The following is a 15,043-nucleotide window of genomic DNA, read 5'->3' as shown; positions in this document are numbered from 1 at the left end:
GAGCAAACGAAGAACTCCGGTTGCTCAACCGGTGCGAACGGAACGACGAGCCACCGGCCGCCGTAAAACTCGACATAGGAGTCCGGGGGGCACCGTGCGTAAGCTTCTTCCCGAGTCATGGTCTTTCCTTTCAATGAGAACGTGAACCAGATGTTGCTGGTGCTTTCTGCGTGATATCCATGATTCCGAAACCAACGGGCAGGGGTAACGCCGTTTTCTGACAGTTCTAACTACCCTTTCGAATAGGGCCCGATCGGACCCCCGCCACCAACGTGGGCGCCCAGCCTGCCAAGCCTCAAAACAAACAGGGCCGGCGGAGAAACCGCCGGCCCTGTCCAAATGCCATGAAGGACTAGGAACGCAGGAAGAACGTGGCGGCCGGCCGCTCGTCCTTGCCCACCTTGGCCACCGCCAGGGCGCCCTGCCGAAGCACGAGGTAGGAACCCGGGATATCGACTGATTCGAAGGACGTTCCAGCGGTGTCCGAAAGGCCGCCCCGACTGAGGAAGGCCGACGACGACCCCTCCGTGGTCGCTATTGTCACCGCTGACCCCTGCAACCGGAGATAGCGGCCCTTGGCCAGGACGGGCTCGATGATCACTGAGTTCTTCTTGGCGTAGCCGGGCGCGATGCGGAACTGGGATGACCCCAGTGCGGGGGAGGCGGCGGCGGTGACGGTGACGCCGTCGTGCGCCAGGAAGCTGCCCGGGCCCGAGGCGGGCTCCAGGCGGACCGGCAGTTCGCCGTCGCCCACCGGTACGCCGAAGTTCGGCGTACCGTCCGCGTTCCAGTACAGCCGCTGGACCCGGGCGTGCCGGTTGGGGTCGTAGAGCGGGTCGCCGGTGATGCTGCGGTAGGAGCGTGCGTGGTAGACGAGCACGTCGTTGCCGGCCTCGTCAACGGTGAACGAATTGTGGCCGGGCCCGTACTGCTTCGAGCCCTCGTTGGTGGTGAAGACAGGGGTCGGCGTCTTGGTCCACGAGGCCGCATTGAGCAGGTCGGCAGCTGCGTCTGCGGTGAGCAGACCCATGCAGTAGTTGGCGTCGGTGGCACTGGCGGAGAAGGTCACAAAGATGCGGCCGTTCCGCTTGATCACTGCGGCGCCCTCGTTCACCTTGTAGCCCCTGGTCTCCCAGTCCAGGGTCGGAACGGCAATGCGGACCGGCGTGCTGGAGAGCGTGGACGGTGACGACATGGAAGCGATGTACAGGCTGGAGTTCACGCCCGTGTCGCTCTGCGCCCACAGCAGGTAGCGCGTGCCCTGGTGCTCGAACGTGGTGGCATCAAGGGAAAAAGTGTCGGCATGCGTGTAGACCCGGGCTGGCGGTCCCCAGACGGCGGTGGCGGGATCGGCGTCGTCGGTGGAAATCACGTAGATCCGCACCCGGAAGACGTCGCTGCTGTCGCCCGCGGCGAAGTAGACGTGCCACTGGCCGTCGAAGTGGTGCAGTTCCGGTGCCCAGATGTGGCCACCCATGGTTCCGGAGGCGGGCCGCGTCCAGACCACAGCTTCCGAGGCAGTACCCAGCCCGGAGATGGTGGGGGAGGAGCGCACGATGATGCGGTTGTACTCGGGCACGGAACCGGTGAAGTAGTACTTGCCGTCCGTGTGCTTCATCAGCCACGGGTCCGCCCGCTGCGGCACCACCGGGTTGATCAGCGGAGCAGGACCGACGGCGGCGGCAGCGGCGGGCGCCGCCACCAGGGCCCCGCCTCCGGCGCCCGCGACGGCGAAGGCTGCGGCTGCGGCGGTTCCGGTGCCAAGGAAGGACCGGCGGGAGAACCGGCGGTTGAGGGAATCATTCATGCTGAAAAGTCCTTTCGACGTGCGTGAGACGTGCGGGAGACGTGCGTGAGGTGACGTGCGGGAAGTGCGGGACGGGTAAAAGTCAGCTTGTTTTCCGGGCGAAGAGCCGCTGGAGCAGGATGAAGACGAGGAGCAGGCCGCCGATGACGATCTTGGTCCACCAGGAGCTGAGGGTGCCGTCGTAGGCGATGAAGGTCTGGACGATACCGAGCACCAGCACGCCGACGACGGATCCCAGGACGTAGCCGGTGCCGCCGGTCAGCAGGGTGCCGCCGATGACCACCGCCGCGATGGCGTCCAGTTCCATGCCCTGGGCTGCGAGGCTGTAGCCGGAGAGGCTGTAGAAGGAGAACAGGATGCCGGCGACGGCGGAGCAGAGGCCGCTGAGGGAGTAGACAAGGATCTTGGTGCGCTTAACGGGCAGGCCCATCAGCATGGCGGAGTGTTCGTTGCCGCCGATGGCGTAGACGGTCCGGCCGAAGCGGGTGTGGTGCAGGATGAAGAAGGCGATGGCCACGATGGCGAGGGCCAGGATGACGCCAGGGGAGACGAAGAGGTCGCCGGGGAGCGGGATCTGCGCCTGTGCCATGCCGGTGAAGAACCCCTCGGTGACGGGGATCGAGTCGAGGCTGATGACGTAGCAGAGGCCGCGGGCCAGGAACATGCCGGCCAGGGTCACGATGAACGGCTGGATGTCGAAGTACTGGATGATCAGGCCCATCAGCAGCCCGAGCCCGCCGCCGATGGTGAGCACCAGGACGATGACGGCCCCTGCGTTCCAGCCCTGTTGCAGGAGCGTGGCGCTCACCATCATGGACAGTGCGACGACGGCCCCGACGGACAGGTCGATCCCGCCGGTGAGGATCACGAACGTCATCCCGACGGCGAGGACGATGAGGAAGGTGTTGTCGATGAAGAGGTTCAGGAAGACCTGGCCGGAGAGGAAGCTCGGGTACATCCCGGCGCCCACGGCGAACATGGCGATGAACAGGCCCACCGTGGCCAGGGTCGGCGCGTAGCGGGCACCGCCGCGCAGGCGGCTGCGCGCCGGCGACGGCTTCTTGAGGGTCAGGGGCGTAAGCGTGGACAGCGGGGACATTAGACGGCCACCTTTTCCTTTGCGGCTTCTTTTGCGGCGGGCTTGGGTGCTGCCTTGAGGCTGCTGAGCAGGTTCCGTGCCTTGGGCGCCTGCAGGAGGCAAACGGTGATGACCACGAGCGCCTTGAACACCAGGGTTACCTCAGGCGGGATTCCGAGGGTGTAGACGGTGGTGGTCAGTGTCTGGATGATGAAGGCCCCGACGACGGTTCCCACCAGGGTGTACCGGCCCCCTGCCAGTGAGGTGCCGCCGATGACCACGGCCAGGATGGCGTCCATTTCGATGTACAGCCCGGCGTTGTTGGCGTCGGCCGCCGTGACGTTCGAGCTGATCATCAGGCCGGCAATCGCGGCGCAAACGGCGCTGAAGATGTAGACGATCCAGATGATGTTCCGCGACCGGAGTCCGGCCAGGCGGCTGGCGACGGGGTTGATGCCCACCGCCTCGATCAGCGTTCCCAGCGCGGTGCGGCGGGTGAGGACGGCGGCCAGGACGAAGACGGCGGCGGTGATCAGGATGGAGATCGGCAGGGTGAACAGGTAGCCGGCGCCGATGGATTTGTAGTGGTCATTGGATACCGAGATGATCTGGCCGCCGGTGATGAGCTGGGCGATGCCGCGGCCGGCCGTCATGAGCACCAGGGTGGCGATGATCGGCTGCACGCCGATGGTGGAGACCAGGAAGCCGTTCCAGACGCCCAGGGCAAGGCCGGCGACGACGGCGATAAGGACCGCCATGGCCGCCGTCACCGGGGACCCGGGGTCGGGGGACGCGGCGATGTAGGCGCACGAGGCGGCGCCGGCGATCGCCACCACTGCGCCGACCGAGAGGTCGATGCCGCGGGTGGCGATGACGAGGGTCATGCCGAGTGCGATGAGGATGGTGGGGGCGCCGTTGCGCATGATGTCGATGAGGCTGCCGTAGAGGTGGCCGTCCTGCATCCGCAGGCCCAGGAAGTCTGGCCGGAAGATCTGGTTGAGCAGCAGCAGCGCTGCCAGGGCGATCACCGGCCACGCAAGGCGGTGTTTCAGAAGGGATTTCACTGGTTACCTCCGGCGATGACCGTCATGACGTCTTCCACGGAGACGCCGTCGTTGTTGATTTCGGCGACCATCGCCCTGTCCTTGATGACGGCGATGCGGTCGCTCACGCGCAGGACTTCCTCGAGCTCGGAGGAAATGAAGAGGATGGACATGCCGTCTGCCGCGAGCTGACTGACGAGTTTCTGGATCTGGGTCTTGGCTCCGATGTCAATCCCGCGGGTGGGCTCGTCAAGAATCAGGAGTTCGGGACGGGTGACCAGCCAGCGGGCCAGGAGCACCTTTTGCTGGTTGCCGCCGCTGAGGTTCCGGATGAGCGCGTCGGGGTTGGCCGGGCGGATGTCGAGGGCCTTGATGTACTCGGCCACGAGCTCGTCCTGGACCTTGCGGGGGATGCGGCGTGCCCAGCCCTTGCTGGCCTGCATGGCCAGGACCAGGTTGTCGCGGACGGTGAGGTCGCCAATGAGGCCCTCCTCCTTACGGTCCTCCGAGCAGAATCCGATCCGCTTGTCGATGGCGGTGCGCGGGGAGCGGATTTTCTGGCCCGCGCCCTTGATTTTGATGGAGCCTTCGTCGGCCTTGTCGGCGCCGAAGAAGAGCCGGGCAATTTCGGTCCGGCCGGCGCCGAGGAGGCCCGCCAGGCCGACGACCTCGCCGGGATGGATGGCCAGGTCCACGTTGGACACCGACCCCTTCCTGCCGAGCCCTTTGGCTTCGATGAACGGGGTCACGCCGGCGCCGGTCCTGGCGGGCGTACGGGCGTGGGCCTGGTCCAGTTCGGCGAGGGCTTCCATGTCCTTGCCGATCATCTTGGAGATGAGGCTCATCCGGGAGAGGTCCCGGGTCAGGTACTCGCCCACGAGCTTGCCGTTGCGCAGGACCGTCATGCGGTCGGAGATCTCGTAGACCTGTTCCAGGAAGTGGGACACGAACAGGATGGCAACGCCCCGGTCGCGGAGGTCCCGGATGACACGGAAGAGCTGGCTGACCTCGTCCGCGTCCAGGCTTGAGGTCGGTTCGTCCAGGATCAGGACCTTGGCGTTGATCTCCACCGAACGGGCGATGGCGATCAGCTGCTGGACCGCGATGGAGTGCGTGGACAGCAGCGAGCCGGGATCGATGTGGTCCAGCTGCAGCTCGGCGAGCACCTCGCGCGTCCTGGTCCGCACGCCTTTCCAGTCGATGGATCCGCGGCGGCGCGGCTCGCGGCCCAGCAGAACGTTCTCCTCAACGGTGAGGTTGGGGCAGAGGTTGACCTCCTGGTAGACCGTGCTGATGCCTGCCGCCTGGGACTCCCCGGGGGACGAGAACCGCTTCGGCTCGCCCAGCACCGTGATGGCGCCGGCGTCGATGGTGTACACGCCGGTCAGGGCCTTGATCAGCGTTGACTTGCCGGCACCGTTCTCGCCCATCAGGGCGTGGACCTCACCCTGGAAGAGCCGGAAGTCGACGCCGTCGAGCGCCTTAACCCCTGGGAATCCAATAGCTATGCCGGTCATCTCGACGACCGGAACGATTTCGTTCATCCTCGTGTCTTTCCTGTGATTGGTGTGCCGTGCGGCGGCGGTCATCCGCCGCCGCACGGACGTTCAGGGGCGCCGCGGCCTAGTACGGGCGGCTGGCAAGAACCTGCTTGGCCTGCTCCTGCGTGAAGGTCGTCTCCTCGGTGACGACGCGCTCCGGCACGCTCTCGCCGGCAATAACCTTCTTCGCCAGATCCATGAGCTGGTCACCGAGCATGGGGCTGCACTCAACGATGTAGTTGATCTTGCCGTTGCTCAGCGCGGTCATGCCGTCCTTGACGGCGTCGATCGTGATGATCTTGATGTCCTTGCCAGGAACCTTGCCGGCGGCTTCGATCGCCTCGATGGCGCCGAGGCCCTCGTCGTCGTTGTGCGCGAAGACGACGTCGATGTCGGCGTTGTTCTTGAGGAAGGCCTCCATGACCTGCTTGCCGCCGCTGCGGGTGAAGTCGCCGCTCTGCGAGGCGATGATCTTCAGGTGCGGGTCAGCCTTGATGGCCTCGGCGAACCCTTCCTTGCGGTCGTTCGCGGGTGCGGAACCGGTGGTGCCCTGGATTTCGACGATGTTCACGGTGTCCGTTGCGGACTTGGAATCCTTGACCAGCCAGTCGCCGGCCTTCTTGCCTTCCTCGACGAAGTCGGAGCCGAGGAACGTCTTGTAGAGCGTCTTGTCCGAGGAATCCACGGCCCGGTCCGTCAGGATGACCGGAATCTTGGCGTTCTTGGCTTCCTTCAGCACCGTGTCCCAGCCGGACTCCACCACGGGAGAGAAAGCGATGACGCTGACCTTCTGCTGGATGTAGGAGCGGATGGCCTTGATCTGGTTCTCCTGCTTCTGCTGGGCGTCGGAGAACTTCAGGTCAACCCCGGCCTTCTTGGCAGAGTCCTGGACCGACTTGGTGTTGGCGGTCCGCCAACCGCTCTCGGCACCCACCTGGGCGAAGCCCATGGTGATCTTGCCATCGCTGGAGCCGCCGGCAGCACTGCCGGCGCCAGCCGTTCCGCCGCAGGCAGTGAGGGTCAGCATCGATGCGGCGGCCACCGCAATAAGGGATTTCTTAAACACAACATCCTCCCGGAAGCGTTAGTTACATGCAGGCGGGAGACTTCGAAACACCGCCATTGCTGCAAGTGAGCTGATGCGCTCTGCGACTCATTGTGAACGCTAACAATTGGGCCGTCAAGTAGCCCGGGTCACAATCCCGCGCTGGCCATCCATAACCTGTCGATTTTTGAGAAGGCCCTTTACAAGAGCGAAAAGATGTCGAATACTCGACTCCGGTCGGCACTTTGTTAGCGTTCACAACAAGCGGTTTGCAACGCAGCAGATCAACACGGACTGATCAACCCAGTCTGTTCAAACCGGTCGCCGGCGAACCGTTCAATGGAGAAAGGCCATCCCTTCCATGCCATCAAAACCCTCAAGTCCCGCCAAACGGACCTGCACCCTGGTGCTCACCGGGTCCCTGGCGGCCGCGCTGCTGACGCTGGCCCCCGCCCTGGGCGCCAATGCCGAGTCCGGCAGCAACCGGACCATCAGCATCAACGCCGCAGGGTCAGGTCCATCGATTGACCCGACGATGTACGGAGCCTTCTACGAGGACATCAACCAGGGCGCCGACGGCGGGATCTACGCCGAGCTCGTCCAGAACCGGTCGTTTGAGTTCAACTCTGCCGACAACCGCACCTACACTCCGATGACCGGCTGGGAAACCCTGAAGCGGGGCAGCGACGGAACGGTCGCCGTCGTCAATGACAGCAACCGGCTCAACGAAAACAACCGGAACTACCTGCAGATCGACGCCACGGCGGCCGGCGCGGGAACCGGCGCCGGCGTGGGCGTGCGCAACAGCGGCTGGAACGCCGGGCAGAAGCTCGAGGCGAAGAAAAAGTACAACTACTCCGTGTGGGCGCGCACCTCAAACCCGTCCGGTTCCACCCTCGCCGTGACGCTGGAGACGCCCGAAGGCGCCCGGCTGGACATCGCCACCATCAAGGTCAAGGGTGACCGCTGGGCCAAGTACGAGGTGACCCTGTCACCCAAGTCCTCCACCGGCGCCGGCCGGCTCACCACCCTTGTCCAGGGCACCGGCACGGTCCGCCTCGACATGGTGTCGCTGTTTCCCCAGGACACCTGGAACGGCAGGGAAAACGGCCTCCGCAAGGACCTCGCCGAGAAGATCGATGACCTGCACCCCAGCTTCCTCCGCTTCCCCGGCGGCTGCATCGTCAACACCGGAAGCTACGACACCTACTCGGCCCCCAACTACACGCGAGCCCGGACCTACCAGTGGAAAGACACCATCGGCCCGGTGGAGCAGCGCCCGGCCAACCGGAATTTCTGGGGCTACAACCAGACCTACGGCCTGGGCTACATGGAGTACTTTCAGTGGGCCGAGGACATGGGAGCCGCCCCCGTGCCGGTTGTTCCGGTGGGTGTGACCGGCTGCGGCGACAGCAACCGTGCCCCGGACCAGGCCACCCTTGACCGCTACATCCAGGACACGCTGGACCTCATCGAGTTTGCCAACGGCGACGCCAGCACCCAATGGGGCGCCAAGCGCATCGCCTACGGCCACCCGGCGCCCTACCACCTGGACCGCATCTCGCTGGGCAACGAGGAGTACAAGCCGGAGTTCAAGCAGTACTTCACGCAGTTCTACAACGCGGTACGCAAGGCCCACCCGGAGATCAAGATCATCGGCAACACCGGGCCGTTCAGCCAGGGCCCGGAATTCGACGACCTCGCCAATTTCAACGCCCAGACCGGCGTGGACCTCGTCGACGAGCATTACTACAACACGCCGTCGTGGTTCCTGAACAACAACCACCGCTACGACTCCTACGACCGCAACAGCTACAAGGTGTTCCTCGGCGAATACGCGTCTCAGGGGAACAAGCCGGACAACGCCCTGGCGGAAGCCTCCTACATGACCGGCCTGGAGCGGAACGCCGACGTGGTCAAGATGGCGTCCTACGCGCCGCTGATCGCCAACGAGGCCAACACGCAGTGGAGCCCGGACATGATGTTCTTCAACGGCACGTCCGTCCGGACCACCCCCAACTACGAGGTCCAGAAGCTGTTCATGAACAATGTGGGCACCCAGGTGGTGCCCAGCACGCAGGACAACCCGGCCTCCACCGTGGTGCCGATTTCGGGCAAGATCGGCCTGTCCACCTGGGCCACCTCCGCACGGTACGACGACGTCAAGGTGACCGGCAAGGACGGCGCCACCCTGTTCAGCGACGACTTCTCCGGAACGGCGGCTGCCTGGACCGGCAACGGGACAGGTTCCTGGTCCATCAAGGACGGCGGCTACGTGCAGTCCAGCACCACCGCGCAGAACACGATGGTGACCGCGGGCAGCGCCGACTGGAGTAACTACACGCTCAGCACCAAGGCCACCAAGCTGGCCGGCTCGGAAGGCTTCCTCGTCTCCTTCGGAGTCAAGGACACCGGAAACTACTTCTGGTGGAACCTGGGTGGCTGGAACAACTCAAAGTCCGTCGTCGAGAAGGCCGTCAACGGCGGCAAGTCGAACGTCATCGAAAAGAACACGGTGATCCAGACCGGCCATGAATACGACATCCGGATCGAGGTCTCCGGACGCACGGCCAAGCTTTACCTGGACAACGTCCTGTGGGGCACGGTGGATGACACCCAGGCCGACCCCGTCTACTCCGTGGTCACGAAGGACGCCACGTCCGGCGACACCATCGTGAAGGTGGTCAACACCTCCGCCGACAAGGCGCCCGTGGACATCAAGGTGGCAGGCGGGGCCAACATCAGCGGCTCGGCTGCGGTGACCACCCTCACCCAGACCGCCGACGGGCAGAACCTGACCCCGGCCGCGAGCACCTTCAGCGGCGCGGGATCCGACTTCACGTATGAGTTCGAACCGAAGTCGGTGACATTCATCCGGCTGGCGGACGCGGGCTCCCGCAAGTAGGCAACACCCCGAAGCCCTTGGCTTTGACCGGGAGGGGCCCGGCTGGATAGCGCAGCCGGGCCTTTCCCCTACGCGCCCCTTATGCGGACCATTCCTGAGGAGATCCAATGACGCATCACGTTTCCAGACGCAACATCCTTCGGCTGGGGGCGGCCACCGCCATCCTGCCCTGGCTGCCACCGCTCGCCGCGGGGGCGGCGAACGCGGAGGCCCCGGCCGCCGGTGCAGCGCTCGCCGCCGCCGCGCTCCACCCCTTCAAACTGTCCGATGTCAGCCTGGGGCCGGGAGTGTTCGCCCGGAAACGCGAGCTGATCCTGAACTTCGCCCGCGGCTACGACGAGCGGCGCTACCTCAATGTGTTCCGTGCCAATGCCGGACTGCAGCCGGTGGCCGGGGTGGTCCCGCTTCCCGCCGGCGGCTGGGAAGGGCTCGACGGCGAAGCCAACGGCAACCTGCGCGGGCACTTCACCGGGCACCACATGTCCATGCTTGCCCAGGCCTACGCGGGCACGGGGGAGGAGGTCTTTGGCACCAAGCTGCGGAACCTGGTGAATTCCCTGCACGAATGCCGCGAGGCGCTCGGCCGGGAACCCGTCATCCAGGTCACCGGCGGCCGCCTGTCCGGCACCGCCGTCGACCTCGCCCGCGGTGCGTATATCTACGGTCAGCTGCCCGCCGGCTCGGTGGGCGGGCTGACGGCCATGACCTTCGCCGCATGGGTACGCCCGGCGGCGGCGGCGAACTGGGCACGGATCTTCGACTTCGGCAACGACACCAGGACGTACGCGTTCCTCGCCCAGCGCGACGGCGCGGGCCTGCCCAGGTTCGCCATCACCCGGAACTTTGCCGGCGGTGAGCAGACCATCGTGGGCGCCGCCCCGCTGCCGGTCAACGAGTGGAGCCACGTTGCGGTCACCCTGGACGGCCGGACCGGAACGCTGTACGTCAACGGAAAACAGGCCGGCCAGAACACTGCCCTGACCCTGACCCCGGCCCTGCTGGGAAGCATCGCCAACGTGTGGCTGGGCCGGTCGCAGTACAACGATCCCACCTTTGCCGGCGCTTACCAGGACGTCAACATCTGGCAGTCCGCGCTCACCGCGGCGCAGGTCGCGGAGCTGGCGGCAGCCCGCGCGTCGGACACCTCGGCCGGGAACGGCGACGTCGTCTCCCTCGCCTGCGGCGAGAGCAGCGGCTCTGTGCTGGCGGACGCTTCCGGCAAGGGCCGCAACGCCACCCTCCGGCGCACCTGGGGACTGCCCAGCCACCCCGGCTTCCTTGCGGCCTACCCGGAAACCCAGTTCATCGAGCTGGAGAGCAGGACCACGCCCGACTACCTCCGCGTCTGGGCTCCCTACTACACCGCCCACAAGATCCTGAAGGGTCTCCTCGACGCCTACACAGCAACCGCGGAACCGAAGGCCCTCGACCTGGCGGCCGGGCTCTGCGACTGGATGCACTCACGGCTGAGCAAACTCACCCCCGCGGTCCGGCAGCGCATGTGGGGGATCTTCTCGAGCGGCGAATACGGCGGCATCGTGGAGGCCATCCTGGGGACCCACGGCCACACGGGCAAGCCTGAGCACCTGGCGCTGGCCAAGTACTTCGACCTCGATTCCCTCATCGATGCGTGCGCCCAGAACAAAGACATCCTCGCTGGCCTGCACGCCAACCAGCACATCCCGATCTTCACCGGACTGGTGCTGATGTACAACACCACCGGCGAGGAGCGGTACCTCACCGCCGCCCGCAACTTCTGGAGCATGGTGGTGCCCGCGCGCATGTTCAGCATCGGCGGAACCAGCCAGGGCGAATTCTGGAAGGAGCGGGACCGGATCTCCGCATTCCTGAACGCGACCGACGCCGAATCCTGCTGCGCGTACAACATGCTCAAGTTGTCGCGCGAGCTGTTCTTCAAGGACCAGAACCCCGCGTACATGGACTACTACGAACGGGCGCTTTTCAACCAGGTCCTCGGGTCCAAGCAGGACCAGGAGAGTGCGGAGCTGCCGCTGGCTACCTACTTCATCGGCCTGCAGCCCGGCGCCGTCCGCGACTTCACGCCGAAGCAGGGCACCACCTGCTGCGAGGGTACCGGCCTTGAGTCGGCCACGAAGTACCAGGATTCCGTCTACTTCACCGCCGGGGACGGCAGCGCCCTCTACGTCAACCTCTACATTCCGTCCACCCTCCGCTGGGCCGCGAAGAACGTCACCGTCACCCAGAAGACCTCCTTCCCTCTCGAGCAACGGACCTCGCTGCAGGTTTCGGGCTCCGGGCAGTTCGAGCTGCGGTTGCGGGTGCCGGCGTGGGCCACGGCCGGCTTCATCGTCAAGGTCAACGGTGCCCCCTTCGATGCGCCCGCCACGCCGGGCACCTACCTCAGCATCGCCAGGACGTGGACGAACGGGGACACCGTGGAGGTGGACATGCCCTTCACCCTCCGCGCGGAGCCGGCCCGGGACGATCCATCGGTGCAGACCCTCATGTACGGACCGGTGCACCTCGTGGCGCGCGACGGCCGCACCGCCCTTCTCCCGTTCAGCCTGTACGGGTCGGCCAAGCTCAATGGCGATCTCGCCCCGGCCGTCGGGCAGGTGCCTGGCAAGCCCCTGCACTTCACCCTCGCCGGCGTCGAACTGGCGCCGTTCCTCGAGGGAACCGAGGATGCCTTCCACTCCTACTTCCGGCGCGCCGAGCCATCAGTGGTGTTCGGCGGCGTGGACTCCGGGGTGGCAAACCCGGTGCGGGCCAACAAGACCACGTTGCTCGACGACGTCTGGCAGCCGGCACCGTTTGCCAACAAGCCGGAGCTCCTCCGGCGTGTCACCCAGGTGACCAACGCATGGGTTGCCGAAGGGGCGCTCAGCAGCGCGAACGCGGACCGCATTTACGGCGCCGCCCAGCGGGCGGCCTTCGGCAGCCCTGAAGGCGAAATCGACGACCTGCAGCTGATGGCGGACGCGGCGCTCGCAGCCGGCAGGATCACGGCCGAAACGGGCGACATGCTCGGCGCCCGGCTGAAATCGGCCAGCAAGGCCCTCGCCCAGAAGACCACGGCCAAAGCGGTGCACTACCTCGGGCAGTACACCGATGGTGCCACCCGGGATATTGCCGACCAGCCGCTGCGGGACCTGCTGGTTAGCGGCGCGCAGGCGCTGGTGGCCAGGCTGAACGCCTGAGCCGGCCGGTCCGGCGTCGTCCGCTCCTATTGTTTCCAATTCCCAGCAGCGGCCTCCGGGCCGCCCGAACGAAAGTGTCTCAATGCTCCCAACACACTCACGGGCCCGCACGGGCCCGGCCATGACGACGGCGGCCGCGCTGGCCGCTTCCGCCGCCCTGGCACTCGGCGGGCTGGTCGCCGCAGCGCCGGCCCACTCCGCCGTCGACGACGGACTGATCCTCAAATACAACCTGACGGAAGCCGCCGGGACGGTGGCGGAGGACAGCTCCGGCAACGGCCGCAATGGCGTAATCAGCGGTGACGCCACCCCGCTGGGCGGCGAAGGCCTGCAGCTCGGCGGCACGAACGCCCACGTCCGGCTTCCTAACGACGTCATGCGCGGACTCGACTCCATCACCGTATCCACCGACGTGAAGATCGCCGCGGACCAGGGCGCCCCCTACTTCATCTGGGGGATGGGCAACACCACCAGCGGCACCGGCAACGGCTACCTCTTCACCACGGGCAACTCGTACCGGACCTCGATTGCCAGCGGCAACTGGGCCACCGAGCAGACCACCAGCGCCAACCGGGACTTGGCCCGCGGAGCGTGGAAAACCATCACCTACACCTTGAGCGGCGGCACCGCCGTCCTCTACGAGGACGGCACCGAGGTTGCCCGGAAGACCGGCGTCACCATCACGCCGGGCAGCATTGGCGGAGGAACGACGACGGCGAACTACCTTGGGCGGTCCGTCTACGCCGGCGACAAGTACCTCAAAGGCCAGGTCCGCGACTTCCGCGTCTACAACCGGGCCCTCTCGGCCGACGAGGTGCGCGAGCTCGGGTACGTGTCCCCGGAACAGCGGGTTGCCCTCGACCTGCAGGACCTGTCGCTGGGGGACACCTCCGCCGTAACAGCGGGCCTGAAGCTGCCCACTGCCGGGCCGAACGGCTCGGCCTACACCTGGTCCTCGTCGGACCCGGCCACCGTCTCAGCCCAGGGCGCGGCCACCCGCCCGGCCAACGGAACCGGAGACGCCACCGTGACGCTCACGGCCACGGCAACATCGGGTGATGCATCGGCGTCGAAATCTTTCACCGTTACGGTGCCGGAAGATATCAGCGACGACCAGAAGGTCACTGAAGCTTCCGCAGCACTGAACGTGTGGGACGCCGATGCGATCCGCGGGAACATCACCCTGCCCACGGCGGGACTGCACGGAACCGCCGTGGAATGGAAGTCGAACGATGCCGCCGTCATCACTGCAACCGGCGAGGTCACCAGGCCCGCCTACGGGAGCAAGGCGGCCGTGCTCAACCTGCAGGCTACCGTCGCCCTGGGCAAGGCGAAGGCCAAGAAGAAGTTCCGCGTCACGGTGCTGCCGCTGCCCAAGGCCGAGGCCAAGGAGGGCTACGCGTTCGCGTACTTCACCGGCAACGATCTCGCCGGCGAGAACATCTACATGGCAGCCAGCCGCGGCAACGACGCGCTCAAGTGGGACGAGCTGAACGGCGGGAACCCCGTCCTCAAATCCGGCCTCGGCACCAAGGGCCTGCGCGATCCGTTCATCATCCGCTCCCCGGAAGGCGACAAGTTCTACATGATCGCCACCGACCTTTCCATCGGCAGCGGCACCAGCTGGGACTCCTCCCAGCGCCAGGGCAGCCAGTACATCGAGGTGTGGGAATCGACCGACCTGGTCACCTGGTCCGGGCAGCGGCACGTGAAGGTCTCCCCGGACACGGCAGGCAACACGTGGGCACCGGAAGCGCACTACGACGCGAAGATCGGCGCCTACGTCGTGTACTGGGCCTCCAAGATCTACGCCGACAACGACCCCAACCACACCGGCGGAACGTACAACAAGATGATGTACTCCACCACCCGGGACTTCCGGACCTTCACCGAGGCCAAGGTGTGGAACGACCCCGGCAACTCGGTCATCGACTCCACCGTCATCAAGGAGGGGGACACCTACTACCGGTTCACCAAGGACGAGGGGCAGGTCTCGGGCTGCCTGGACATCATGCAGGAAAAATCGAGCGACCTGCTCGCCATCGACCTGCCCGCCACGAACCCGCGCAACTGGACACTGATGGGCAACTGCATCGGCAAGAAGGCAGGAACGGGCGGCGTGGAAGGGCCCACCATCTTCAAGTCGAACACCGAGGAGAAGTACTACCTGTTCGTCGACGAATTCGGCGGCCGCGGCTACATTCCGCTGGAAAGCACCAGCCTCGAAAACCCCGACTGGAAGCTGTCCACCAACTACGAGCTGCCCCGCGCACCGCGCCACGGCACGGTCCTGCCCGTCACCAAGACGGAGCTGGAGCGCCTGCACAGCCAGCTCTGACGCAGCCCGACTGTTGGAGTTTTTGTCCACGTAATGGCCTCTGACAGGCCTCCAACCCGCGGCATCTGGACAAAAACTTCTCCGCAGCGAGGGAGCCCCGCCTG

The 15,043-nt window shown here is 65.8% G+C and carries 8 protein-coding genes; 3 read left to right on the top strand and 5 right to left on the bottom strand.

The window, feature by feature from the left end; genetic code table 11:
* Positions 1–352 precede the first annotated feature (352 nt).
* From ACFQ50_RS19215 to ACFQ50_RS19195, 5 genes are all read right to left on the bottom strand, one after another.
* The gene (locus ACFQ50_RS19215; protein ID WP_377997232.1) at positions 353–1,807 is read right to left on the bottom strand and encodes a family 43 glycosylhydrolase; all 1,455 of its coding nucleotides are present in this window, start codon (positions 1,805–1,807) and stop codon (positions 353–355) included.
* 82 nt (positions 1,808–1,889) lie between these two features.
* Positions 1,890–2,906 carry a galactofuranose ABC transporter, permease protein YjfF gene (yjfF, locus tag ACFQ50_RS19210; RefSeq protein ID WP_377997231.1) on the bottom strand — a complete coding sequence of 339 codons (1,017 nt, stop codon included), beginning with the start codon at positions 2,904–2,906 and terminating at the stop codon, positions 1,890–1,892.
* Positions 2,906–3,949 (bottom strand): ABC transporter permease, encoded by a 1,044-nt coding sequence (locus ACFQ50_RS19205; RefSeq protein WP_377997230.1) that lies wholly within the window; start codon positions 3,947–3,949, stop codon positions 2,906–2,908. Before ACFQ50_RS19205 ends, yjfF begins: the two co-directional genes overlap by 1 nt.
* The gene (locus ACFQ50_RS19200) at positions 3,946–5,472 is read right to left on the bottom strand and encodes a sugar ABC transporter ATP-binding protein (RefSeq protein WP_377997229.1); all 1,527 of its coding nucleotides are present in this window, start codon (positions 5,470–5,472) and stop codon (positions 3,946–3,948) included. Before ACFQ50_RS19200 ends, ACFQ50_RS19205 begins: the two co-directional genes overlap by 4 nt.
* A 79-nt stretch (positions 5,473–5,551) precedes the next feature.
* A complete protein-coding gene (locus ACFQ50_RS19195) occupies positions 5,552–6,535 on the bottom strand; it encodes an ABC transporter substrate-binding protein (RefSeq protein ID WP_377997228.1) in 984 nt (327 codons plus the stop codon).
* Between the two features lie 340 nt (positions 6,536–6,875).
* Here ACFQ50_RS19195 and ACFQ50_RS19190 point away from each other — a divergent pair, with 340 nt between their 5' ends.
* The 3 genes from ACFQ50_RS19190 to ACFQ50_RS19180 all read left to right on the top strand — a co-directional run bounded on the left by ACFQ50_RS19190 (position 6,876) and on the right by ACFQ50_RS19180 (position 14,939).
* A complete protein-coding gene (locus ACFQ50_RS19190) occupies positions 6,876–9,419 on the top strand; it encodes an alpha-L-arabinofuranosidase C-terminal domain-containing protein (protein ID WP_377997227.1) in 2,544 nt (847 codons plus the stop codon).
* A gap of 107 nt (positions 9,420–9,526) precedes the next feature.
* Positions 9,527–12,601 (top strand): beta-L-arabinofuranosidase domain-containing protein, encoded by a 3,075-nt coding sequence (locus ACFQ50_RS19185; RefSeq protein ID WP_377997226.1) that lies wholly within the window; start codon positions 9,527–9,529, stop codon positions 12,599–12,601.
* An 82-nt stretch (positions 12,602–12,683) separates the two neighbouring features.
* Positions 12,684–14,939 (top strand): immunoglobulin-like domain-containing protein, encoded by a 2,256-nt coding sequence (locus ACFQ50_RS19180; protein WP_377997225.1) that lies wholly within the window; start codon positions 12,684–12,686, stop codon positions 14,937–14,939.
* The last annotated feature ends 104 nt before the right edge of the window (positions 14,940–15,043 follow it).

The organism is Arthrobacter sp. NPDC056493, assembly GCF_042795115.1.
Classification (GTDB): domain Bacteria; phylum Actinomycetota; class Actinomycetes; order Actinomycetales; family Micrococcaceae; genus Arthrobacter.
This window is presented reverse-complemented; position numbering and strand designations above follow the sequence as displayed.